Origin of the sequence: Bradyrhizobium mercantei (assembly GCF_001982635.1) — a bacterium.
GTDB classification, from domain to species: Bacteria; Pseudomonadota; Alphaproteobacteria; order Rhizobiales; family Xanthobacteraceae; genus Bradyrhizobium; species Bradyrhizobium mercantei.
This window is the reverse complement of record NZ_MKFI01000002.1, coordinates 1,223,521-1,246,235: the sequence shown is the minus strand read 5'-3', so window position 1 is coordinate 1,246,235 and position 22,715 is coordinate 1,223,521. Positions and strand designations below refer to the sequence as shown.

Sequence of the window (22,715 nt, the reverse complement as noted above, 5' to 3'; positions counted from 1 at the left end):
ATCGATAAAGCGGTGCAATAGGCGGGATGCGTGATGCATCCGAACGGGAATAAGCATCAGGATAGCATCAACCGGCGGGTTCTGGAAACGGCCGGCTATTACGGTTAATCGGGGGCAAGCATCGCCCGGAGCCCATCGTGGGGCTGCGCCGGGTCGTATGCGCGGTGCATCAAGGCTGCCCGTGCCGAGCTAATTCGGCATCAGCACGGCATCGATGCGGCGGCTGTTGCGTGCGCTGATGATGATGGCGCCGTTGCGGATGGAAAATCTTGCACCGACCAGCCTCGGAATTTTTTCGGTCAGCGGCGATGGCAGCGGAATCATTCCGCCGGTGACGGGATCGCCGACATTGACCGGCGTTGCAGCTGCGCCGGGCATGGGCGCGGCCTTGATATACTCCCTGATCAATTGAATCTCTTCTCGCGAGAGATTGAGTGCGGCCTGCTCGATGATCGCCGCCCTCTTTTCCGCCTCGGCCCTGTCTTGCGCTTCTTCCCGTTGCGCGGCTTCGCGCCTCGCTGCGTCCTGCTCGAGCTTTGCAAGGCGCTCCCGCAGCGGCACGAGCTCCCGGTGCAGCATGACGATATCCGATTTCAGGGAGGAGTTCTGGCCGAGTGCGATCGCTGCGGCAACGCAGGCGACGACCGAAATCAGGCTGAGACATGCAACGGCCAGCCCCGTCATTCCGACGCGATTGACGGTTTTCCGATCCGGCGCGTCTGCCGGCGAACGCCGACGCCGCGTCCGGGCAAATCCCGGCATGCTGCTGCCGAGCAATTTCGCGAGTCGCGAGAGCCGGGAATCGTTCGGGTCCGCAGCGTGAATCGAGCCGAATGCCGGCTCAGGGATCAGCGGGATTTGCGCGGACAGATCGAGCGCTGCGGGTGCGTGGCTTGGCCTCGAAATCATGCGATCGGCAAGGCCGTCGCCCGTCACGCGCGGCAATTGCCCATCGATTCCGCTGGGCCGGTCGACAACGGCGTTGCTGATCGCATCGGAGGGAGCGGCAACGACAACCTCCAGGGGCTGGGCTTGCCGTTCGCTAAGTTTCTGGTCGATGAGCTCCTGCTCGCCGAGCTCCTGCGCGATCAGTTCCTGTTCGGCGCGGGAGGCTTCAAGCGAGCTCCAGAGCGCGAGCCCGGTCTCCGTGATCTGGAGGCCGGACTCGTTGATGGAAGCCCATCCGGATTGAAAGACGTCGGCATCGCCAAGCTCGGACGATCGCTTCAGCTTCGTGGCTGCATCGCCCGCCGCGATCATGCGTTTGACTTCGCGACTGACCTCATCAAGCGGGATCCGCTGCTCGGGCCTTGCGGCCAGCACACTCAGGATCGCCAGATTGAATCTCATGCGGCGCCTCTCGATGCCCCATCGGCCGCTCGTGCAGACAGAGAGTCACGCGAATGTAACGGCTCTGTTGCAGGCAAACAATCCGGCTCCTGGCCTACGACAGATGGATAAGTCCGCGCGCGAACGAGACGCGACGTCAAACCGCAGCGGCTCAGAGGAACTCGCGAAGCCTGGAAAGCTCGATCACGTGCTCGGGCGACAGCACGTCGGGGACGAGGGGAGGCTGCGATTTGGTGCGGATCTCGTACAGATGGCGCGTCCTCTCGGGCTTGCCCATGAAATCCCTGATACATTGGTCGAGCGTTCCGTCGACGACCATATAGGGCGCGCGATCCTCTCGCCTGGAGTTGTTGAGAGAGGGCCATTTGTAGAGGTAGGCCGCGGCTTGGAAGTCCACCTGATGAGAGTGGTCGGTCATTCCAGATTTCTATCCGAAAAAGCCTGTCCGTCAAAGCAAGCCGGCCATCAGCGGGCTGGGCACGATGCGAGGACCCGTCATCCTGAGGAGCGCGTAGCGCGTCTCGAAGGATGCACGGCCGCCAGCTGGGCCGTCGACCCTTCGAGACGGCCGCGCTGCGGCCTCCTCAGGGTGACGGTGAGGGAAGGTCGCGCGCAGTACTCGCTACGCCTGCTGCCTAGCTTGAGCAGCGCGTCGCGGACGTCGGGGCCGCGCACGTTCGCGCCGCGAGCGCGCAGGATCGGCAACGCTCGGTGACGGCCAGGCGTCGTTCGCGGCGCCGGCGGCTGAGACGGCAAAGACAGGTTGAGTATGTTCTTGTTCTGTTCTAGGATCAATTACAGCGCCCGAGGACGCGCGGCTTCGGTCGGGGGTGAGGGACGAACGGGTTGAGATGGCAGTCGCAGCCACCATCCTTCACGCGGACCTGGATGCCTTTTACGCGTCGGTCGAGCAGCTGCTCGCGCCGTCGCTGCGAGGCAAGCCGATTGCCGTCGGCGGCGGGGTCGTGCTTGCCGCGTCCTACGAGGCCAAGGCGTTCGGCGTGCGCGGCGGCATGTCGGGACGGGATGCACGCCGGCTGTGTCCGCAACTGATCTTTGTCGGCGGCCATTTCAGTGACTACAAGCGGCTGGGTGACGCAGCGATCAAGGTGATCGGCGACTTCACGCCGCTGGTCGAACGCATTTCGATCGACGAGGCATTTGCGGACGTTGCCGGCTGCACGCATCTGTTCGGGACGCCCGCCGAAATCGCCGCGACGATCCGGCGGCGCGTGCGCAGCGAGCTCGGCCTTCCGATCTCGGTGGGCGTCGCGCGCACCAAGCATCTGGCGAAGATCGCGTCGCAGGTTGCAAAGCCCGACGGTCTCGTCGTCGTCGATCCCGGCGCCGAGCTCGGCTTCCTGCACGAATTGCCCGTTGAGTTGATGTGGGGAGTAGGGCCGGTCACAAGGACACGGCTGGAGGCGATCGGCGTCGCGACGATCGGCCAGCTCGCCAGATTGTCGGAACGCTCGCTGGCGCGCCTGCTCGGTCCGGCGGCGGGCGAGAAGCTCGCCGCGCTGGCCTGGAATCGCGATCCGCGACAACTCAAGCCGCACCGGCGTGCGCGCTCGGCAGGAGCGCAATCGGCGCTCGGCCGAACGCCTGCGACCGAGCAGGTCATCCGGCCAACGCTGCTTCATCTTGCCGACCGCGTCGCCACGCGGCTTCGGGCGAAATCCCGGCCCGGACGAACCGTGACGGTGCGTGTTCGTTTCGCCGATCTGAAGTCGGTGACGCGCGCGATCACGCTCGACGCGCCGGTCTGCTCGACAATGATTCTCGCGCGGCTCGCCGACGGTCTTGTGCGCGCGATCCTGGCTGAATATCCCCGCGAGAAGATCATCTCGCTGCTGGCGATCTCGGTGTCGCATCTCGAGGAGCATTGGGATCTTGCGCTGGAGCTTCCGCTTGGGCTGGCGGATGAGGCGCTTCGCCCGGGAAGTCCGACAGGGATGGCGCGCTTTGCGGCGGATTGCGCGATCGACAGGATCCGCGATCGCTTTGGCTGGGAGGCGATCGGATACGGCTCGGCCGCGCTGGAGGCGCCTCGCTCGGTGCCCGACGCATTTCGCGAGCTTGCCGAGAAGGATCTCTAGAGCATGATCCGGAAAAGTGCGAAGCGGTTTTCCGAAAAGATCATGCTAAAACAAGAATCTAAAGCGCGATGACGATTCAAACCGATCCCATCGCGCTTTAGCGCATTAAGAAAAGGCAATCTGGAATCGCGGCCTTGTGAGTGGTGACCGCGCGCACGCCGCTTATTCTGGAGATGCGGAGGACAAGCCATGAAGTACAGCTCCGAGCTGATCCAGACCATGCGCGATGCGTTGGACGCGGTCATGGCAAGCGTACCACCGGATCAATCCGTGTTCGGTCTCAAGGCCGCCGTTGCCGAAACGATCCTGCGCGCGGCGGCCCACGGCCAGACGTCGTTCGACGGCCTCGTGTCGTCGGCCTCCGATCAGCTGCAATCGATCATCTCGATGCTTACCTAGCAGATCGGCTCGCGCGCACGCTATGGTGCGCCAATGCTGGCCCGGGTGATCCTGGTGAGGATTTCGTATCCCGGAGGCGTCAGGTGCAGGAGATCGCCCTTGTAATTGGCGCATGGCGTCGTCTTTCCGCATGCGATGTCAGAGGCGTCGATCGTTCTGATTCCGAGCTCCTTGCTTCTCCTGCTGAGTTCGGAATTGACATATGCAATGTTCTCGGCCGCTCCCTTCATTTGTTCGCCTCGCGGCAGAATGTGGATGCTGTAGATCCTGCCGTTCTGCCAGATCGACCTGATCTCTCCAAACAGCTTCTGATACGATTCCATCACTCCGCACGGCTTATCGAGATAGATGTTGTTGGTCCCGACCAGCACGATAACTGTCTTCGGCTTGATCTGTCGCAGTCGCTCGCGGTTGTGTTCGATGAACCAGAGCGTGTTTTGAATCCTGTCGCGTCCGACGCCGAGATTGGCCACGGGTCCGGCGCCGAGCGTCGCCGACAAATCTTTCGGCCATGCCTCGACGAGCGAGTCGCCAAGCATCACCGTTGAGACGTCACTGGTTAGTCCGGACACATTTCTTTCATACTTGCGGAGCGCATCCGCGTTGTCGGGCACCGACGGTGATACGGCGAATTGCGTGTCGGTCTTGTCGCATGCGGATCTCGGGCTCTGCTGCGCGCGGTCCGCGGATGGTAGACAGAGCGCCGCGACAATTGATAACGTCGCCGCGACACAGACCATCGATGTCGTTGACGCGGTGTGGCGAAGTTCTCCATCGGGTGTTTTCGATGTCATTGAGCGGTTCCATCTGAGGGCGGTCAATCCGATGTCGCTGAACATTTCGATCCTGGGACAGTCAAACAGCATCTTGAAGGCGGGGTTCTTTCAGAAGTTTCTGGATGCCGACGACACGATCACCGTGAAATCAGCGGGAAGGATCGGGGCGTCGCCGTCCTTGCTCGGTCCTTACTTCGCCCAGGGCGACTTTTTTCAGGGCTCGGAGTTCTGCATCGTCGATACGTGCGTCATCGATTTCTCGCTGCTGTCGGCCAATGCCATCGATTACTACGATGTTGTGAAGTGGGTTGAGTGGATTGGCCATTCCGCCAAGCGCGCAAATTGCGAACCGGTCTTTGTCTGCATACCGGTGAGCGACATCAACGCATCAAGGACGATCATTTCTGCCTGCATTTCAGTCTGCCAGAAGCAGGACTGGTACTACCTTGATGTGCGAGACGTCATTGCTGCCGTCGCCAAGTCCAACAACGTTGACGCGAAGGAACTCTACGCAGACGGCAGTCATCCGGCCGAACTCCTCTCGGGGGTGATAGCGACGCACCTTGGCAATTTCTTGACTAAGATAAGAACGACCGCGACGACAAAGTGCAAACGCACGTTTGCATTCACTGCTTACGAACGCGTTCCGCTCAGGGATCAAGTGCCGGGCACGCCGGTTGAATACTCATCGAGACTGATAAGTTTCTCCGGCGTCAGGTTCGGGCGCGGAGAAACCTATCCGGTCTACATCGGGTCGGATGCATCGATCCGCGGCATGATGGTCAATTCGGCGGCTTGCAAGAGCGTGCTGTCGATTGAGGGAGACAGGACCTTCCACAAGAACCTGCGCCTCAAGCCCTATCACCCGACGAACTTCGAGGCGAGGCTGATTCCGATCTGCAAGCCAATTCGAGATCATCAGGGGTTCGTCAAGCTGTCTCTGACCAACCAGAACGTTCCCATCAGCGACGTTACCCTTCATAGCTCGAAGGACGACAATGACGAAGGCTTCATCGAAGTCGCCGATCTCGTCGTCGAGCGCGGCTACGATCTGATCACGTACACGACCACGCGGCCCACCAACCCGGCTTCCATCAGGTGGATGCCTGATTGATGGGGCGGGGGTGCCAGCGAATGGCGAATGCCCGCTTCAGGAACGCAATGCTCTAACCTCTGACGGGCATCGAATGACGCGGTTAAGATATGAAAATGGATAAATCCAGTTGTGGCTTGGTGGTGGATTGAAGCGAGAGTTCAGGTTTCTCGACTATTAGAAGGCGCCGTGTGCTCGCCGTGTGTACCGGGAGGTCAAGAAAAATCCGACGATAACCAATGTGAGCAGGCCTTCTGTGTCGGTGTGTGGTCGGGTCAAGCGGATCAATATCTCCAACGTATTGGTCGGCCAAAACCTCGGCATCAAGGAAGTCGACCACGGCATTTGGCTCGTCAGCTTCATGCACTATGATCGGGGATACGTCGACCTGGAGCAGAAAGCCTTGCAACCCCTCGACAACCCGTTCGGCACCACGCTGTCACCCACGTCTTAGGTACGATCCGTTACCTATGTGTCAGGGCTGGGCAATCGCAAAAATTGGTAGCGGGAGCCGCTAACTGTGGAATCTCAAAAGGTCGTCCTCCGGGAGGCGGAGGCGGCTGATGGATGGTTTGGCTTGCAGACTACCGTGCGATCGATGCCAATTGTAGTGATGAAGCCAGATTGGCAGGTTTTTGGCACGCTGGTCTGAGGTGTCGTAGGCTCGCGGGTAGGCCCGCTCACCCAAGGCGACGGACTTTAGCCACCTCAAGGCTGAAACAGGCGTTTTGTGCTCTAAGGGAGCGTCACACGGCGCTTCTCTTGTTTGCCTTCGCTTTGAAGTGCCCCGAGCCTCCCAACGATAACCGAAGCGCTCTCCGCACATTTGACTAATTGCTCGCGGAACAATTCGCTCACGCTCGTCCGATCAGGGTTTCCGGTGTCTTTACTTGCGGACGTAGGCTCCGCAGCACGGGGTGATCCTCTGACCTCCTCGGCGACCTGCTTGTCTCCTGATGCGCCGGCCGCCGAGAGCTGCGATCGATGAAGATCTGCGCTGTTCGGCCAATGTGGACGACGTGACCGTGAAAAGTCATTCGTTAGTCCCTTCAAACCCCGCAACGAAATCGTTCAAGCCCTCGTTGTTATCCGCGGGCAGAAGCCTGCGGCTCGTGCGGCGGCCTTCGGCATCTGCCCGCTCGTTCATGCTTCACCACGCGGACGGCGTCTGGGTGAAGAAGGCGACCTCTTCACATAAGCCTTTGACGTGCAGAGTGGGAGGCCATCGCCCGTCAGGCTCTGGATCGCCAACTGTTCTTCCGTGAGGCGCCTTTCGACGAACTGACGCTCTTGTTCGGTCAGGTTGCCATTGAGCAATCGGCGATAGCGCTGGACATTGTTGCCGTAAACTTTCAGGCGCATCAACTGCTCGTCGGTCATCTTCATCTCCTGGCGGGGCCGGAAATAGGCTGATATCTCCCGGCCATTTTCAAAAAAAATTGCAGAGAGCCGGGGATAATTTTGCAGCTGTCTCTGCGCCGCTTCAACCCAGCGAGGACTTCGGCCGTGATTTTATGCAACCATCCCTGGGCAGTCTTGAAGGCGACGATCTGTAGTTTCGAACGGAAAGCCGCGGATCAGCATCTCGCAATAAGTGATCGCATTCTCACCGGTTTCGCACCGACCGCCTATCCAAGATCAAAAGACCTCCCGTAGTATGAAGTAAATGTCGTCGTCCGCATCTTGCGGCCGATCGAAGACTAGCAATGCACAATCCAATCTCGCTGCAATGAAGCGAGCGTGGAATAGTTACTCTTCTTTGCAGAGAGCTGCCTGGAAATTCCGAGGTATTCTGTCGAACGTAAAATGTGGTTAGGGCTGTGGCTCAGCCACCCCAGTCAAGATGAACTCGAGCTACCACCATGCCTCTCAATCAGATCTTGGCCTATCCGGGTAGCGAAGATCATGAGACGGCGCCGACAGTGCGCCCGGCGGAAAAGGCGACCTTCCTAACAAGGAGTTCGGGATTGCCATTTCATGCGCACCCTTCCGGAAGAAGCTCACGGCATCGCGGCGTTCCGTACTCAGATACGGATTGGCCGGTGGCGAGCCTCCACTGGAACCCACGCGACTAGGCGCGTCGATAGTCGTCCTCGATGCGAATAAATGTCGTCCTCGCCGAGATAGCTGCCGGTCTGCACCTCGATCAACTCGAGCTGAATCTTGCCGGGATTCTCCAGCCGATGCACCGCGCCGATCGGGATGTAGATCGATTCGTTCTCGTGCACCGTCTTGATCAGCTCGTTGACGGTGACCTGCGCGGTCCCGCGCACGACGATCCAGTGCTCGGAGCGGTGATGGTGCTTCTGCAACGACAGCCGCCCGCCCGGCTTGACGACGATGCGCTTGACCTGGTGGCGGTCGCCATTGTCGACCGACTGATAGGAGCCCCAGGGACGGTGCACCTTGATATGGTTCTCGGTCACCGCGGGTGCGGAAACCTTCAATTTCGCGACCAGCCGCTTCAGCCCGTTGGCGTCCTTCTGGCGTGACACCAGCACGGCGTCCTGGGTTGCGACCACGACGAGGTCGTCGACGCCCTCGAGCGCAACCAGCGCCCGGTCGGTCGAGACGTTGCAATTGCGGGAATCCTCGAACACCGCGGTGCCGCGCGCCGCGTTGCCGAGGCCATCCTTGTCGGACAGCTCCCAGACCTGACGCCACGAGCCGATGTCGGACCAGCCGCACGCCACCGGCACCACCGCGGCAAGCCACGTGCGCTGGAAATACTGGACACTACGCTCCGGCTAGTCGAACAGGTGAGGTCACCTGGATTGAGGCGCTCGATCCGCTGCTTATCGAGGAGCTGACGCTACGCGACAATCGCCGTGTCAGCACCGCGCTGAGAATGTCTCGCCTGACCACCGTCAAAACCCTCGCCGGCTTCGACTTCGCGTTCCAGCCCTCGCTCGATCGCAATCGCATCCTGGCGCTTGCCGAATTGAAGTTCATCGACCGCGCTGAGGTGGTCCATCTGCTTTGGCCGCCCGGCACCGGCAAGAGCCATCTCGCGACGGCGCTCGCGGTCGAGGCCGTGAAGGCTGGAAAGAGCGTCGCGTTCGCCACGCTCGCCGACATCGTCACCACCCTCGCAAAAGCCGAACGCGAAGGCACTTTGCGCGAGCGCCTGCGGTTCCTCGCCCGTGCCTCCCTCCTTGTCGTCGACGAGATCGGTTACCTCCCGGTCGTGCCCGGCGGCGGCAATCTGTTCTTCCAGTTGGTCAACGCCCGCTACGAAAAAGGTGCGACGATCCTCACTTCGAACCGCGGCTTTGCCGAATGGGGCGAGGTCTTTGGTGATGCCGTCGTCGCCACAGCATTGCTTGATCGTCTGCTTCACCACGCCGTTGTTATCCAAATCGAGGGATCGAGCTATCGGCTCCGCCAGCACGCCGCCCTCGTACCGGAAAACGTCCGCTCGCGCGCGCTCACAAACCCGCCGCCGCCCAAGCGCCGCGGCCGCCCGCCTGGAAGGACCAATGACGATCACGATAGCGGCCGATCCCCGAACCACAATCGCCGTCACCTAGGGAAATTTGGAAGCTCATTCTCGCGGAAAGTTCGCTGCCCGTTGACAATAGGGCTGCACGGCGCGTTGCAGCGTTCGCCGGCTTACCTCCACGCCTTTCTCGGCCAACGGCATTCGAGATTGCCAGCTTTTTAGCCTTGGGGGCGCACGAGCTTAGCTAGCCTAGGTCGGGCACTGAATCGTCCGATGTATGGCGGCGGCCTGACGGCCGCCGCACCATTCCCGGATCGCGTCAAACGTCGCCCCCGTGGTGCTGGGCCGGGGTTCGGTCGATATTTGGAACGGCCGAAACCTCCACGATGTGCGAGCGATCATTCAGCTTCGAGGATGTCGCACGCGATGGAATTGATCCATTAATCCCGTTCGTCGACGGCGATCGGATATATTGCTCCTCCGGCTTGCACGATCGACGCGCCTGATCGCGGCGGAAATATGCAACGGTCGGCTTCAATCCGTCTTGCAGCCTTATGGTCGGTTGCCAGCCCAATTCGGCCTTGGCGAGGGAAATATCGGGTCGACGTTGCCATGGATCGTCGCGGGGCAACGGTAAATTGACGAGTTTTGAAGAGGAGCCGGTTTCAGCAAGCACCAGTTCCGCGAGCTCTCGAATGCTGAATTCTCCAACATTTCCAATATTGACCGGTCCGGTGAACGAAGCGCGGCTCTCCATCAGGCGCACGAGACCATCAATCAAGTCATCCACGTAGCAGAACGAACGAGTCTGATTGCCCTCACCGTAGAGCGTGATCGGCTCGCCGCTGAGTGCCTGAATGATGAAATTCGAAACCACTCGACCGTCAGCTCGATGCATCCGCGGGCCGTATGTGTTGAAGATGCGAGCAACCTTGATTTCGACGCCGCACTGTCGGTGATAATCGAAGAACAGGGTCTCGGCGCAACGCTTTCCCTCATCATAGCAAGACCGAGGACCGATGGGATTCACATGGCCCCAATAATCCTCGCGTTGAGGATGAACCGCCGGATCGCCATAAACTTCGCTTGTCGAAGCCTGCAGAATTCGACATTTCAGCCGCTTGGCGAGGCCCAACATATTTATCGCGCCATGCACCGATGTTTTTGTGGTCTGCACCGGATCGTGCTGGTATTGGACCGGCGACGCGGGGCAGGCCAAGTTGTAGATCTCATCGACTTCGACGTGCAGGGGAAAGGTGATGTCGTGGCGCAAAAATTCAAAGCGCGGGTGTGCGTGCAAATGCTCAATGTTGTGCTTGGTTCCGGTGAAGAGATTGTCTACGCAGACAACCTCATGGCCGTCGGAGAGCAGTCGATCGATTAAATGGGAGCCCAAGAAGCCGGCTCCTCCGGTGACCAAAACGCGTTTGCAAGTATCATAATTGCGTCGCATGTTATTCTCCGTTCGAAATAATAGGCCGACGCTGCATTGTGTCAGCAGCGTCGCCACTCACCTCCCAGACGTAGCGCCCTTCCGTTCCGGGGCCATTTCGCGCAGCGAATCGCCCCCCGGCCGTATCGGCGCGGCCCATCACTGATGGGAGAGTTAAGGAACTGGTTTGCCTTCGGGGAGGGGCATCAGGCCCGTCCTGGTATCGCAGGGTGACCTCGACGGCGTCACTCGGCTGCAGCTCGGTATCTTCGCTTGCGATAATCCGCTCCTGTCCTTTCCCGCCCTTTCTGATGATGGCAATGTCCGGCTTACTGCTGGCTCCTCGCGCGAGTTGCGATCGAACCATCGCGGTGTACTGAAGCTCGCCGACGCTCTGCAGCTTCTCGCGAATTTGGTTGAGCTTGACGCTAGTGTCTTGCGGCTCACGGAGCAGGTCGAGCCTACGCTGGTCGTCGAGCTCTGCCAGCTTTCTGACGAATTCGCCCTGCTGCTTCTTGACCTGCAGTAGTTGCGCGGAGGTTTGCAGCTTCCGGGTTGATGACAGCAGCACGGCGCGACGCGTATCCGTAACGCGAGAACTGATCAAGGAACCCTTGCCGAAGAGCTCGGTGGTTTTCTGCAGGTCTTCGAGGTCTGACTGAAGTCCCTCTTCATCTCTCTTCTGCTCTGAAAGCACGCGGACCTCGTCGTCTCCCTGGCGGACGCCGCGCTGAAGGAACGCCTTCTCCTGCTGGTTGTCACTCTGCTTCGTCTTCAAATATTCCGTTTCTGCGTTGACGATTTCCGAAATCGCCGATCGAGCTATGGGCATGTCCGTCAGAGCGCCTGGATTGATCTGCGCCCCCTCTCCGAACTCACTGTTGATGCGCCACATGCGCGCCTGCTCCTTGGCGAATTCGGTCCAAAGGGATCCATACTTGCTTCTCAAGTCCGCTGACTCGATGGGTTATTCATTCTGATGCGCATCATGTCGTAGCTGCCCGCCACAGCGACAAGCTGGCGTGCGGCGACAGACGGACGACAAGGGAAACCACCCGGCTTCGACACGTCCCCGTTTACGCATATGGGCCTGTATTCCGCCACGATCGCCGTAACCTCATCTGCGTCAATCACGATGACGGCCTCACGGCCGTCCGGCATTCTGTATCGATACATCTTGCTCGCCAGTGCGGCCGCGATGTTGGCTTGGATCTGCGGAAAGGGCAGGCCGGCCACTGGAAGCATTCCGACCAGTGGCAACAAAATGACGGGAAATGTCAGGCCAACTGTTACCAGGCCCCATTTGAAGCAACAGCCAAGGTCGATATTGAACGCGGTCACCGCGTGAGATCCTTCCAACACGTCAACTCGCCTGCGCCCGAGCAACCGTCCAGACAGGCGGTCCGTAAAACTGACGTTCTGTTTCCTCATTTGCGCGGAGCCGTTCAGTGCCTTCCTGGCTATGTTCGATTCATCGGGTTTCCATATTGATTTTCAATTCGCATTCCCATCAGAGCCATGGGATGGGCACTCGAGCGGGATTGCCGCTCGAACTTTAGCCACGCACTGCCGCGGCTCAATGGGGCCATCGTAGTTACCCACTTTTCGCCAATTCCATCCCGTTCTTAGCAATTCCATCCAGTGACCGGGAATGTACTGATTCAGCCAAGGAGCCGAAGTGACTGGGTGGCTGAGTGCTATGAGTTATGTGCCCTTAACCAATTTGCCGGACTCTACCAGGCTTCCGGCACACTCGGTGGGTGGCGGCAGGGCAGCCCCAGCAGGCGTTGGAAGGGGCAGATTGGCCGCCCTATTGGTATTGGCAGCAAGTACCGAATTCCTGCTCGTGGCCGGCGCGGCTTATTTCGCTGCCGTACTTTATTATCGGCTGATCCTGCTGCACTCGCCGGATGCCGCCCTGTACATCCAGGAATCCCTTCTGATTTCCACATTGCAGTTGCTTGTATCAATAGGACTCCGGCACTATTCGCGGATTCAGACGCAGCCCCGCCACGCATTCCTGTGGAGCGGCGCCAGCGGCGTCTTCCTCGTATTCTCCTTCTTGCTTTCGACGATATTCCTTTTGAAAATCTCCGCAGACTACTCGCGCGCAATTGTCATCGTCCAAGCCGCAAGTGTCACGCTCGCGGTCCTGTGCACACGGACAATATGGTACTCACTACTACAGCCCGCCATTGCGTCAGGGCTGATCGACGCGAGGCGCATCATTCTTATCGGAGATCCGGATCACTGCCTGCAGTTTTCCGCTCGTGCAATGGCCACCGGAATTCGGACCATCCGCTGCTTCGACTTTCCGGTGGTTCGCGAAGACTGCTCGGGACGGGTGCGTCCCGGTGCGGTCCAAGCGCTACCTGATGTCCTCCAACTGGCCACAGAGTGCCGCCCCCTTCGAGCGAATGACATTGTCATTTTGACTTCGGAATCGGATGTTCGTTCTGCTCTCGCGCTTGCCAGCGTCCTATCAGACCTGCCAGTTGATGTTCACGTCGTTCCTGTAGGATCCATCGATCTGATGGCCGTGTCGCGGATCACTCAGTTCGGCAACATGGTGACGATGCGCATCTTCCAGTCCCCCCTTACTCCATTCAATCGGGCTATCAAGCGAGCACTCGACATCGTCGCCGCAATCGTTGGTCTTATTTTGGCTAGCCCGCTCTTCGTCATCGTTCCGCTCGCAATCAAACTTGACTCCCGTGGGCCGGTGTTTTTTCGGCAGACGCGGCACGGTTACAACAACGAGCCCATTCGCGTGCTGAAATTCCGATCGATGTCCGTGATGGAGGAGGGCGACAATTTCAGACCAGTCGCTCGACACGATCCACGTGTGACCCGTCTGGGACGCGTTTTGCGTCAAACCAACATCGATGAGCTTCCGCAGTTGTTCAATGTCCTGGGCGGCGACATGTCAATGGTCGGGCCCCGTCCACATCCAACCGCGCAAAATGAGACCTTCGCTGAGCTGATTTCGTCATTTTACCGTCGTCACAACGTCAAGCCTGGCATTACGGGCTGGGCTCAGGTCAATGGGTACCGCGGCGACACCGATACCCTCGAGAAGATGCAGCGCCGTCTGGAGCATGATCTGCACTATATCGACAACTGGTCACTCCTTCTCGATCTCAAAATTATCGTCATGACCTTGTTTTCCAGAAAGGCGTACTGGAATGCTTATTAGCGCGGCTGCGCCTGCAGCATCTTCTGCTCGCCGATTGGTGAATCGCTGGGCGTGTTGGACTTGGGCATCCTTCGTGTCGCACCTGGCGTCTTGCGCCTCACCTCGGCGAGGGGCGCAGAGAGCGATCGAAAGCTATTTGAGGAACAGATTGAGGAGGTGTTCATGACAAGGATCAGCGATTTGGGGACGTCGTCTAGCTGTCCGGTTCGCGATTCCCTAAGCATTATTAGGCAGACCCACGTCCGGCTTCATGCCCTGACAGACGTGACCACAACGGCGAATGTGCTCACCACGCGAATCGAGCTCTGTGACATTCTCCTTGGCGAGATTTCAGGCATTCGCAGTAGCCTTGCCAAGGATTTCCGGCGCACCCGCGAGCCTCCACTGGCTTTGATCTAATGCCCACTATGAGCGGCGCGTTTCAGGATTGGCCGTGGTCGGTCTCATCCTTGGGCGGCTGATCGGGATCGGATATCCGGAACTCCTCAAGCCGGCGCCCAGGTTGGAGCGCCGCGACGAGCCAGCGCGGTTGCTTCCCGCGACCGGACCAGGTTTCCTCCGGATCCGCCGGGTTACAGTATTTCGGTAGAACTTTTGGATATCTGCGTCGTGGAGGCCGGTCGGTCTGCTTCTCGGCCGAGGGACTCTTGGTCTCGCCGATCGGCTCGGGCCTGTTGAGCTGTGCGAGACGCTTTTCAAGTTCGAGCTTTTCTGCACGGATTTTTTCCGAGAGGATTTGCGCGAGCTGCTCGTGCAGGAGCCAGAGTTCATCAAAATCCATGGCGTCCAGATCTAATTTGCGCATTCTCGCCACCCATTTAGGTTGAGATTTTGGTCGGGGTTGCCTCAATGCTATGCGTGCCTCGGGGTGGAAGCGGGATAAACACGGCCTGCCAATTAAAAATTCCGCGGATAAATTATATAATTTATTTATAATATTAACGGAATGATTATTTTTGAATTTTTGACCCTTGTCCAAATTGAATTTTTTATGGAATAGGAAATATTTTAGGTAGATTATTGTTATTAAAGGTTTTTTTTGCGTTCGGAGATTGAGGTGGATTTTATTGAGTCCTCTCTGTGTCGCCTTCAGAAATCTGTGAGTTGTTTTGTTGTCGACCGCGCCTTGTGACGTGCCCTCTCTCGAGGCGCAGATCGAGCTCCGGCAGCGGGCCCTGACAGATATCGAGATCATTCGGCGCCAGTTGCGGCCGTTCATGCGTTGCGAAAGCCGGCAGCAATACCGCAAGAGCCGCCAACCGCGGGGGCTCGATCACCCATCGGCCACACCCGTCATCGATATAGCTGAGCGAGGGGCCAGCCGCCTTCGATGTGGAAGCGCACCCGAGTTTTGGAGAGCTTGCTCCGGACAGCTCGTTGAAGTTGAGGTTCCGGTCGCCAACCCAAATACTACTCTTGTTTTTGTTGGTAATAATCTGTGCCCTCTTGATTATTCGCGGGTGCGGCAATATTGAAACCCGAATTGATTCTAGAGGGCATCGGAATGTTGTCGAAGAAGAAGCTCGAACTCGAGTCTATGTCGTTAGATGACCTCTGGTCGCTCCACGAGAAGATCAGCGCGATCTTGACCGACCGGATCAAGGCGGAAAAGCAGGAGTTGGAGAAGCGTCTGGCCGTCCTTGATCGCGGAGTGGGCGCCATCGTTCAACCGGGGGAGGCCCAGTTGAGCGACGCGAAACGGCGCCGCAAGTATCCGCGGGTGCTCCCGAAATATCGCAATCCCCAAACCTCCGAAACCTGGTCCGGCCGCGGCAAACTTCCCCGCTGGTTGGTTGCCGCGAAGAAGTCGGGACGCAAAATCGAAGAATTTCGGATCTGACCTGCCACTGAATTTTCATCCAGCGGGTCGCTCTGGCGGCGGACTCACCAAGCCGATGCTGGCCGCGCTCATTTCACGAAATGATGCAACTGTAGTGCTGGAGACCATCTAGCGTCCGTTCCGATTCAATCGGAGCGGAAAAGGCTCCAGGATTCACGGGAGCGGTCGCCGCGGCCTAGCGTTCCGGTGGGGCTGCCCGCGAGATGTTGACGAAGCTACTTTGAACAGGGCGGAAAGTTGGGATCTTGATGACATCGTCCGGGGCCACAAGCGTCATTTCGTCCGCCACGATCTCCCGCATTGCCTCGCCCTCTTTTCGCAGGATAGTGAAACTGGGCTGCTGTGACGATCGCTCACGCGCATCGCCGGCCGTGCTGGTCTGAGCTATGCCAAGCACCTGCGTTGCCGCCATGAGTTTTGCGCGCGCGTCGACAAGATCATCTCTTGTCTTCTCCAGCTCCCCTGTTGCGGCGCGGCGCCTCTGTTGCTGAAGCTCGTTGACACGCTGTTCGGCCAACGAGATGTTCTCTTTAGCTTTCACAATGGCCGTTTCTGCGCTCATCTGCTCATTCGAAACTTGGGCAAACGATCGCTCGAGGGCGAACATTGTCGGGGAAAGCGCGAGGCCTTTTGCGGCCATCGCCCGCAGCTGGTTGAGCTGCGTCCCAATACTTTCCTTCTCCTGTGTGAGAGCCTCCACCTGCCCGCGAAGCGATCCCATCTCGTTTTGATACAGCGACCTGATCGTCTCCAATCCCGCCTGTTCAATGCGCTTCGTCTCGGCCTCCAGCGCGAGTGCGGCTTGCTCACTTTTCATGATCGCTGCGATCTCAGGATCGTTCTTCTTCGCGAATTCCGGCGGCAGGGGAATATCCTCGCGTCCATCGATCGCTGCGCGCAGTCGCGCCTCGCGGGCGGTCAGCCGGTTCAGCTTGGCTGATTGACTGGTGATGTCGCTGCTCGCGCCAAGCCGGAGAATCCCCAACTCGGGTCGATAATACCCGCCCGCGACGCTGATCGCCTCAAGCACCGAAAGACCCGGCCGATACGGATATTGACCGGGCTTTTGAACGTCTCCCAGGATTGCGAAGGAGCGGTACTGAGCGATTTCGACCGCAGCGAAAGCCCGCTCTGTCCCCCCGGAACGTCGCTGCAAGCGGTCGGAGATCTCGCGCGCTAGATCGTTTAGATTTAGGCCAACCACGTTGATGTTCCCGATCAGGGGCAACGAAACGACACCGTCGGGATTGACCGTATACTCGCCGGTGAGATCCGGCCATTCCTGCACCTTGATCTTCACCCTATCGGATGTGCCGAGCTTGTAATCGCCAGCCAGAACGGTAGCCGGCGCCACGGCGACAACCATCGCGAGGCTCAGGGCCGCAACAATCTTACGAGACTTTCTCTTGGTCATGGCTGTTCTTCGTGTACCGCGATCACTGATTGCTGATCATAGGGCCCGACCTGCCAGCTGAGTGGGGCTGACCGTTTCGGGCTCAAGTGAACTCCAACGGAACTTTGTTAATGACCGTGCCGAGAAGCCTGTCGCGCACTGGGCCTAGCGCGCCCAGCGCCTGTCCGAGCTGGGCCTCAGACGTGCGGCACCATTCCACGACAACGATCAGGTCATCGATGATCTGGCCCGCAGAGCGTACGTCGATCGCGCTGGAGAGTGCGGGCAGATCCAGAAGGATCCACTCATAGCGTTCGTGCCCGCCGTTGACGGCATGAACGAGATTGCCCCATATCAGGTCGAGATCGCCAAGTCCTTCTCCGCCTGGCAGAAAATCGAGGTTGGGGCAAATATGGTCCAGGATGGCGTCGTCCGGGGCGGCCGTACCCCGCAGCAACCTCTGGAGGCCTGGCGTCTCGGCTTTTGCCAGACCACTCGCCACATCAGGGCACGAAGCATCGATCAAAAGCACGGGCGAGCCATCTCGCGCAATGAACCGAGCCAGGTTTGTGGCAAGCGTCGTCTTCCCCTCAGCGGCGCTACAGGACGTCACGCCGACGATGTGGGGGACCCTCGTCGATCGCTCGCGCACCGCCGAGCGCACCCGGCGCAATACCGACCTCCTCAATATGGAGCCTAGATCGTTGTGGTCGGATTCCGAGGGCAGCGACGATTGCGGGTCGATCCGAGGCATATATCCGAAACACTCGACCGAAGTCACGGCGGCAACCTGTTCTGCAGCGCGCAAGCGGCGATCGAACGCGGTCAAAACGAGGCCGCTTCCCGCTCCCAAAGCGCCACCCAGCATGATCCCGAGCAGCATGGCAACGGCAGCCGACAGTGATTCCTTCGATTTGGGCGGAATGGCCTCGCTAATGATTCGGGCCGTCGGGCCGAGCACCTTAATCCGCTCCCGCAATGGAGCGCTCGTGGTGACGACTGCGTTTGCATGGTACAGCTCCTGAACGAATGCCGCGGCAATCTCATTCGTGAGCATCGCCGCGTCCGCTGCGGTCAGGGCTCTCGCGCGGACCGAGACGATTTGGCTTGCGCCTACACGTTTGACGACCGTCCTGGACCTCAACAACTCGATCGCTGCCTGTCTCCTGCCGGCGTCCGAAGTCGCTTGTTCCGAATCGAGGCCGCTCCAGGGCAACGCATACGATCTCGGTGATATGCGCGCGACCTCGTCCAATCCGACCTTGTCGATGACGCGCTCAAGCACTTTTCCTGACCTCAGCACTTCGATCGCGCTCTCGATAAGCGAATTCTCGACCAGGACCTGGGTCACGACCGCCTCCGGGCCTGGGCCGGACAACTGCAGCGTCGTGTTCGAAATCAATAGCTCCGATGAAGCGGAGTACGCCGGGACCCTCACGGTAACGTAGGCGAGGACCAAGACCCATCCCGCGACGGCGCCGACCAGCGTCAGAACCATCATCATGCGCCGGCGCTGGCTAACTTTCTCGACGAGCGTCCTGAAGCTGGTCCCCTCGCGCCAAGGGCTCTGCTGATCCGGCCAATTTCCTTCGTCGATAGGGAGAAGCCTGCTTTTTGTCGCATCGAGCATCAATGGTTCTCCCGCGCCCATGCGCGCCGCAATGGCCGAGACCTTGTCGGGGTCGACGGCTCCTAAACCACCGCCTTGCTGCGTTGCGAACATCGACACACGCAAAATGGCGCTGCCGCCCGCGTCAACAGCATAGGGTCCGGTAAGCACCAATTAAGTCCCGGCCGAGGTCTGTCATCAAGAAATATATCGGATAAAATGATGGTTGTCCAAATTAAATGAAGGTTGGTTGATTTAATCGTGCGTCAAGAAGCCGATTTGATCGCCGTTTGGAGGTCGACCCAGGTCGACATGGCGATCAGGATTAGGCGCAAGAGCATCCTCAGCCAGGCGAGGACGAGGCGGAGATAGCCGACAGCAGAGAGGGACGACGTTGGCGGCTACCATCAGTTTGCAGAACCTCTCTCCAAAGTGTCAGGTCGCCCGCCCAGCCAGTTGATCTCGGACTTCCACCCGCGCCAGCCGCACGATGATCGGCCCAATCCAAACTGACATTCTGGCTCGGGTCGTGTTGCATTTAAATTTGATATGTCGGATAAATGTGCCAAATGCTCAAAATTAAAATGGCGAGGCTCGGCCGACGCAAAATCCAATGGAATGGATCAGATGCTGGAAAAGGCTTTGTATGTCCTAGCGATGCGGCGCGTCGAGCATTTGTGCGGATTTTAAAGTCGGGGGGGCGCGCACGCGGAACAAACGCCAGCCCGGTCAAACGGCGTGGCGCGACCGAACATCGTGGGCGTGCCAGTGTCACACGCGTTTCCGAAGCCGCTCGTAGCAGGCAATGAGCACTGCTCGTCGTCATATCTGCCAATTAGCCCGGAGAACACTCATGCGCGTTCTTGTCACTGGACACTTTGGTTACATCGGTACTGTTTTGACACCCATGCTGGTCGAGGCAGGTCATAAAGTGACTGGACTCGACAGCGATCTATATTCCCGCTGCACCTATCTCGCGGGCGGCAAAATTTGCGAGGTACCGACGATCCGCAAGGATGTTAGGGACGTCGAGGCCACCGACCTTATCGGTTTCGATGCAGTTCTGCATTTGGCGGCGCTTTCGAATGATCCGCTTGGCGATCTCGACGCGAATCTTACCGACGAGATCAATCACCAAGCCAGCGCGCGGATAGCTGAACTGGCGAAGAGAGCGGGCGTCCGCCGGTTTGTGCTTGCCTCATCCTGCAGCAACTATGGTCAAGCCGGCGAGGACATGATTGATGAGACTGGCGCGCTCAATCCCGTGACGGCCTACGGCGAGTCGAAAGTGATGTCCGAACGCGACATCTCTCGTTTGGCTGGCGACGGTTTCTGTCCCGTGTATTTGCGGCCCGCAACAGCCTACGGGTTGTCGCCGCGGCAGCGTTTCGATATTGTCTTGAACAACCTTGTCGCTTGGGCCTTTACGATCGGAAAAATTCATTTGAAGTCGGACGGCACGCCGTGGCGTCCGATCGTGCACATTGAGGATATCTCCCGCGCCTTCATAGCTGCGCTCGAAGCACCCGCAGAGCGGGTATTCAATGAGGCCTTCAATGTGGGGCAGACCGCCCACAACTATCGCATTCGCGACCTAGCCGAGATCGTTGCGAGCGTCGTGCCCAATTGCACAATCGAGTTTGCGGATGATGCCGGTCCCGACAAGCGATCGTATCGGGTGAGTTTCGAAAAGATCCGCACGAGACTGCCGGAATTCAAGCCGCAGTGGGACGCGCGCGGGGGTGCCGAGCAGCTTTACAAGGCCTATCGTTCATCCGGGTTGACGTTGGGGGAATTTGAAGGCCCGCGGTACCAGCGCATCGCCCACATCAGCAAGTTGCTGGCTGAAGGCATTCTTGATCCCAAGTTGCGCCACTCGCAGCTGCAGCGGCAGGCGGCGTCATGAATTGTCATGAATGATGGGCAATATCTCTTTGAGCAACTCGTCACCGCGGACATCGGTGAGGAAATCCTCGCCTTTGTCGCGGAGATATATCCGATTTGCCGCAGTATCACCGGCCATGGAGTCCGGGAGACGCTACGCGCGATAGGCGAGCACATCAAGCTTGAGGTGCACGAGGTGCCGACCGGGACGCAAGTCTTCGATTGGGGCATTCCGCGCGAGTGGAATATTCGCGACGCGTATATTAGGAACGAGCGGGGCGAAAAAATCCTCGACCTCGCTCGATCAAACCTGCACATCATGAGCTATAGCGTGCCTGTGCGACAGCGAATCTCGCTGGAAGAGCTAAAGCAGCACGTCTACACGTTGCCGGATCAGCCCGACCTCATCCCCTATCGAACGTCGTACTACGCCGAGAACTGGGCATTCTGCATGCCTCACCGTCTGTTGGAGGGGCTCGCAGACGAAACCTACGAGGTGGTCATCGACTCGACCCTTGCAGACGGACACCTGACATATGGGGAGTATCTGCATAGGGGCGAAATCGAGGATGAGTTTCTACTTTCGGCCCATGTATGCCACCCCTCGCTCGCCAACGACAACTGTTCGGGTGTCGCGCTGCTCACGCATCTTGCGAAGCGGATGGCGGGCTTCCGAACGCGATACAGTTACCGATTCCTGTTTGCACCGGGTACGATCGGTGCGATCACTTGGCTCGCTCGTAATGAGGATCACGTGAGGCACATCAAGCATGGACTCGTTGTGTCTATGGTCGGAGACGGAGGGGGTCCAACATACAAGAAGAGCAGGCGAGGCGATGCCAAGATCGATAGGGTACTCACTCACTGCCTTCGGCATTGCGGGCTAACACCCGCGATTCTCGAATTTTCTCCCTACGGTTATGACGAGCGTCAGTTTTGCTCGCCGGGTTTCAATCTGCCGGTCGGTCTCTTTCAGCGCAGCCAGTTTGGCCAAATCCCGCAATATCACACCTCGGCCGATAATCTCGATTTCATCGGCGCAGACCATCTGGCTCTTTCTTACCACCTGATCGCCTCGGCAATTGAGGTCGTGGAGAACGATGCGGTGTACCGCAACATGGTGGCCAGATGCGAACCACAACTGGGCCGACGGCGGCTATATGGGATCATTGGCGGAGACAAGGACGCTGCGGCCGCCAACATGGCGATGTTGTGGGTCTTGAATCTTTCCGACGGACAGCATTCGCTCCTGGACATTGCAGAAAAGGCGCAGTTGCCGTTCTCAATGATCCGAAGGACGGCGCTCGTGCTGCAAGATCATGGCCTTCTCACGATGGACGAGGCCAGCGAGAAAAAAGTCAGCCAATCCGGGGGAGACTGCGTTCCAGCGACCCGCTCGTCAGGAAATTGAGCTCCACCGCGTGGAGGTGGTTCGGGTTCGCATCCCGGATTCCCCGTGCGACAACCTGCACCAGCGAACGGTCATCGCTGTCTTGACTGGATTGGAAATCGTTGCCGTGCATCCAGATGGTGTTCGGAACGTCTCGATAGCGGTTGCCGAGGTATTGGCCATATCCGTATGCGTTCGTAACGCCATTTGCCCTCAGAGTACCCAGGCACCCGACGGTCTCGATAGGGTCGAGGATCACGACCATCCCACGCTTGTCAGCAAGACGGATCACATCTTCGGCGCGCCGAAAAAAATAAGCCGGATTTGGAGTTGAGAGATTGCCCGGCACCGTAAACAGGACAAGGCCGTCCGCGGTGGCGCCGTCGGACCCGCATCCGCTGCCAGCATTGCACAGCAGATTTATCCAAAGAGCGTTGATCCCGTACGTCTCCCGGTTGGCAACGTACGCCGCCGCTTCGTCTTCGGATAAATTGCCGATGAGACTTTGCGGAGAATCGCCAGCCATGAGGAACGGGGCGCCATCTCGGTCGACCAGGCAGCGATTGTTTGCACTGACCTTGAGTGGAAAGGCTGGGTTGGTCGTGAGAGCGCTTGCAGTTGTGCTCGGATCATGTTTCGTCGAAAGATCAAGCGCGAGAACGTCGACGCCGAACGCCGGCAGCGCGCAAGCCACGAGAAGGGCCCTAGCTTGCGTGCGCATCCGCTTCGCGCATTGCTCCGGCCACGCAGAACTGAAAACGCCCGTCGCCGTGCGTCGGCGGGTGGTACGAATGCGGCGGTGTCGGTCATCT

At 58.9% G+C, this 22,715-nt stretch carries 17 protein-coding genes and 4 pseudogenes; 9 read left to right on the top strand and 12 right to left on the bottom strand.

The window, feature by feature from the left end; all coding sequences use genetic code 11:
* Positions 1-189: 189 nt before the first annotated feature.
* Both BI327_RS13405 and BI327_RS13400 read right to left on the bottom strand, forming a co-directional pair.
* On the bottom strand, positions 190-1,323 hold the full coding sequence (locus BI327_RS13405; protein ID WP_143271596.1) for a hypothetical protein: 1,134 nt from the start codon (positions 1,321-1,323) through the stop codon (positions 190-192).
* Between the two features lie 178 nt (positions 1,324-1,501).
* Entirely contained in the window at positions 1,502-1,768 is a 267-nt protein-coding gene (locus tag BI327_RS13400; RefSeq protein WP_076860649.1) for a hypothetical protein, read from the bottom strand.
* Between the two features lie 433 nt (positions 1,769-2,201).
* On the opposite strand from BI327_RS13400, the gene dinB reads away from it, so the two are divergent.
* The gene (gene dinB, locus BI327_RS13395; RefSeq protein ID WP_076860648.1) at positions 2,202-3,449 is read left to right on the top strand and encodes a DNA polymerase IV; all 1,248 of its coding nucleotides are present in this window, start codon (positions 2,202-2,204) and stop codon (positions 3,447-3,449) included.
* 189 nt (positions 3,450-3,638) lie between these two features.
* A complete protein-coding gene (locus tag BI327_RS13390) occupies positions 3,639-3,848 on the top strand; it encodes a hypothetical protein (RefSeq protein WP_076860647.1) in 210 nt (69 codons plus the stop codon).
* A gap of 20 nt (positions 3,849-3,868) precedes the next feature.
* Here BI327_RS13390 and BI327_RS41050 read toward each other — a convergent pair whose 3' ends face one another.
* Positions 3,869-4,687: an SGNH/GDSL hydrolase family protein gene (locus BI327_RS41050; RefSeq protein ID WP_159450442.1), complete on the bottom strand. Its 819-nt coding sequence runs from the start codon at positions 4,685-4,687 to the stop codon at positions 3,869-3,871.
* Between BI327_RS41050 and BI327_RS13380 the strand changes: the two genes are divergently transcribed.
* Together BI327_RS13380 and BI327_RS13375 are read left to right on the top strand one after the other, a co-directional pair.
* Positions 4,674-5,738, top strand: a complete 1,065-nt coding sequence (locus BI327_RS13380) for a hypothetical protein (protein WP_143271595.1) — start codon at positions 4,674-4,676, stop codon at positions 5,736-5,738. The two genes, BI327_RS41050 and BI327_RS13380, sit on opposite strands and share 14 nt — an antisense overlap.
* A 235-nt stretch (positions 5,739-5,973) precedes the next feature.
* A pseudogene (locus BI327_RS13375) lies at positions 5,974-6,171 on the top strand (transposase); the annotation flags it as partial.
* A 689-nt stretch (positions 6,172-6,860) separates the two neighbouring features.
* Here BI327_RS13375 and BI327_RS13365 read toward each other — a convergent pair.
* Both BI327_RS13365 and BI327_RS13360 read right to left on the bottom strand, forming a co-directional pair.
* Positions 6,861-7,097, bottom strand: coding sequence for a hypothetical protein (locus BI327_RS13365; RefSeq protein WP_076860803.1), 237 nt, complete (start codon positions 7,095-7,097; stop codon positions 6,861-6,863).
* A 691-nt stretch (positions 7,098-7,788) separates the two neighbouring features.
* Positions 7,789-8,434: pseudogene (locus tag BI327_RS13360) on the bottom strand (cupin domain-containing protein); the annotation flags it as partial.
* On the opposite strand from BI327_RS13360, the pseudogene istB reads away from it, so the two are divergent.
* Positions 8,429-9,216, top strand: a pseudogene (gene istB, locus BI327_RS13355) (IS21-like element helper ATPase IstB); the annotation flags it as partial. The pseudogenes BI327_RS13360 and istB overlap by 6 nt on opposite strands.
* Before the next feature lie 454 nt (positions 9,217-9,670).
* On the opposite strand, the pseudogene BI327_RS13350 reads toward istB, so the two are convergent.
* The 3 genes and pseudogenes from BI327_RS13350 to BI327_RS43100 all read right to left on the bottom strand — a co-directional run.
* Positions 9,671-10,612 (bottom strand): annotated as a pseudogene (locus BI327_RS13350) (UDP-glucuronic acid decarboxylase family protein); the annotation flags it as partial.
* A 1-nt stretch (position 10,613) separates the two neighbouring features.
* A complete protein-coding gene (locus BI327_RS43105; RefSeq protein ID WP_245334788.1) occupies positions 10,614-11,486 on the bottom strand; it encodes a hypothetical protein in 873 nt (290 codons plus the stop codon).
* Positions 11,487-11,536: 50 nt separating this feature from the next.
* The gene (locus BI327_RS43100; protein WP_245334787.1) at positions 11,537-11,932 is read right to left on the bottom strand and encodes a hypothetical protein; all 396 of its coding nucleotides are present in this window, start codon (positions 11,930-11,932) and stop codon (positions 11,537-11,539) included.
* A gap of 460 nt (positions 11,933-12,392) precedes the next feature.
* Between BI327_RS43100 and BI327_RS13340 the strand changes: the two genes are divergently transcribed.
* The gene (locus tag BI327_RS13340) at positions 12,393-13,787 is read left to right on the top strand and encodes an undecaprenyl-phosphate glucose phosphotransferase (RefSeq protein ID WP_245334786.1); all 1,395 of its coding nucleotides are present in this window, start codon (positions 12,393-12,395) and stop codon (positions 13,785-13,787) included.
* Positions 13,788-14,208: 421 nt separating this feature from the next.
* Here the strand turns inward: BI327_RS13340 and BI327_RS13330 are convergent, their stop codons facing one another.
* Complete coding sequence (locus tag BI327_RS13330) at positions 14,209-14,592, bottom strand: H-NS histone family protein (RefSeq protein ID WP_076860641.1); 384 nt, start codon at positions 14,590-14,592, stop codon at positions 14,209-14,211.
* 702 nt (positions 14,593-15,294) lie between these two features.
* On the opposite strand from BI327_RS13330, the gene BI327_RS13325 reads away from it, so the two are divergent.
* Entirely contained in the window at positions 15,295-15,627 is a 333-nt protein-coding gene (locus BI327_RS13325) for an H-NS histone family protein (RefSeq protein ID WP_076860802.1), read from the top strand.
* Positions 15,628-15,802: 175 nt separating this feature from the next.
* On the opposite strand, the gene BI327_RS13320 is transcribed toward BI327_RS13325, so the two are convergent.
* Together BI327_RS13320 and BI327_RS13315 are read right to left on the bottom strand one after the other, a co-directional pair.
* On the bottom strand, positions 15,803-17,041 hold the full coding sequence (locus tag BI327_RS13320; protein WP_076860640.1) for a polysaccharide biosynthesis/export family protein: 1,239 nt from the start codon (positions 17,039-17,041) through the stop codon (positions 15,803-15,805).
* 82 nt (positions 17,042-17,123) lie between these two features.
* Positions 17,124-18,800 (bottom strand): polysaccharide biosynthesis tyrosine autokinase, encoded by a 1,677-nt coding sequence (locus BI327_RS13315; protein WP_143271594.1) that lies wholly within the window; start codon positions 18,798-18,800, stop codon positions 17,124-17,126.
* Positions 18,801-19,482: 682 nt separating this feature from the next.
* Here BI327_RS13315 and BI327_RS13310 point away from each other — a divergent pair.
* The gene (locus tag BI327_RS13310) at positions 19,483-20,535 is read left to right on the top strand and encodes an NAD-dependent epimerase/dehydratase family protein (protein WP_076860638.1); all 1,053 of its coding nucleotides are present in this window, start codon (positions 19,483-19,485) and stop codon (positions 20,533-20,535) included.
* Between the two features lie 6 nt (positions 20,536-20,541).
* Complete coding sequence (locus tag BI327_RS13305; protein WP_083742050.1) at positions 20,542-21,924, top strand: DUF4910 domain-containing protein; 1,383 nt, start codon at positions 20,542-20,544, stop codon at positions 21,922-21,924.
* Here BI327_RS13305 and BI327_RS13300 read toward each other — a convergent pair.
* Complete coding sequence (locus BI327_RS13300; RefSeq protein ID WP_076860637.1) at positions 21,872-22,624, bottom strand: apiosidase-like domain-containing protein; 753 nt, start codon at positions 22,622-22,624, stop codon at positions 21,872-21,874. The two genes, BI327_RS13305 and BI327_RS13300, sit on opposite strands and share 53 nt — an antisense overlap.
* Positions 22,625-22,715: the final 91 nt, after the last annotated feature.

Bases quoted from the DNA above. Each gene is read 5' to 3' on its own strand.
- BI327_RS13390 (WP_076860647.1), top strand. From the start codon at position 3,639: ATGAAGTACAGCTCCGAGCTGATCCAGACCATGCGCGATGCGTTGGAC.
- BI327_RS13330 (WP_076860641.1), bottom strand. From the start codon at position 14,592: ATGCGCAAATTAGATCTGGACGCCATGGATTTTGATGAACTCTGGCTC.
- BI327_RS13320 (WP_076860640.1), bottom strand. From the start codon at position 17,041: ATGACCAAGAGAAAGTCTCGTAAGATTGTTGCGGCCCTGAGCCTCGCG.
- dinB (WP_076860648.1), top strand. From the start codon at position 2,202: ATGGCAGTCGCAGCCACCATCCTTCACGCGGACCTGGATGCCTTTTAC.
- BI327_RS13300 (WP_076860637.1), bottom strand. From the start codon at position 22,624: ATGCGCACGCAAGCTAGGGCCCTTCTCGTGGCTTGCGCGCTGCCGGCG.
- BI327_RS13365 (WP_076860803.1), bottom strand. From the start codon at position 7,097: ATGACCGACGAGCAGTTGATGCGCCTGAAAGTTTACGGCAACAATGTC.
- BI327_RS13310 (WP_076860638.1), top strand. From the start codon at position 19,483: ATGCGCGTTCTTGTCACTGGACACTTTGGTTACATCGGTACTGTTTTG.
- BI327_RS13400 (WP_076860649.1), bottom strand. From the start codon at position 1,768: ATGACCGACCACTCTCATCAGGTGGACTTCCAAGCCGCGGCCTACCTC.
- BI327_RS41050 (WP_159450442.1), bottom strand. From the start codon at position 4,687: ATGTTCAGCGACATCGGATTGACCGCCCTCAGATGGAACCGCTCAATG.
- BI327_RS43105 (WP_245334788.1), bottom strand. From the start codon at position 11,486: ATGTGGCGCATCAACAGTGAGTTCGGAGAGGGGGCGCAGATCAATCCA.
- BI327_RS13305 (WP_083742050.1), top strand. From the start codon at position 20,542: ATGAATGATGGGCAATATCTCTTTGAGCAACTCGTCACCGCGGACATC.
- BI327_RS13380 (WP_143271595.1), top strand. From the start codon at position 4,674: ATGTCGCTGAACATTTCGATCCTGGGACAGTCAAACAGCATCTTGAAG.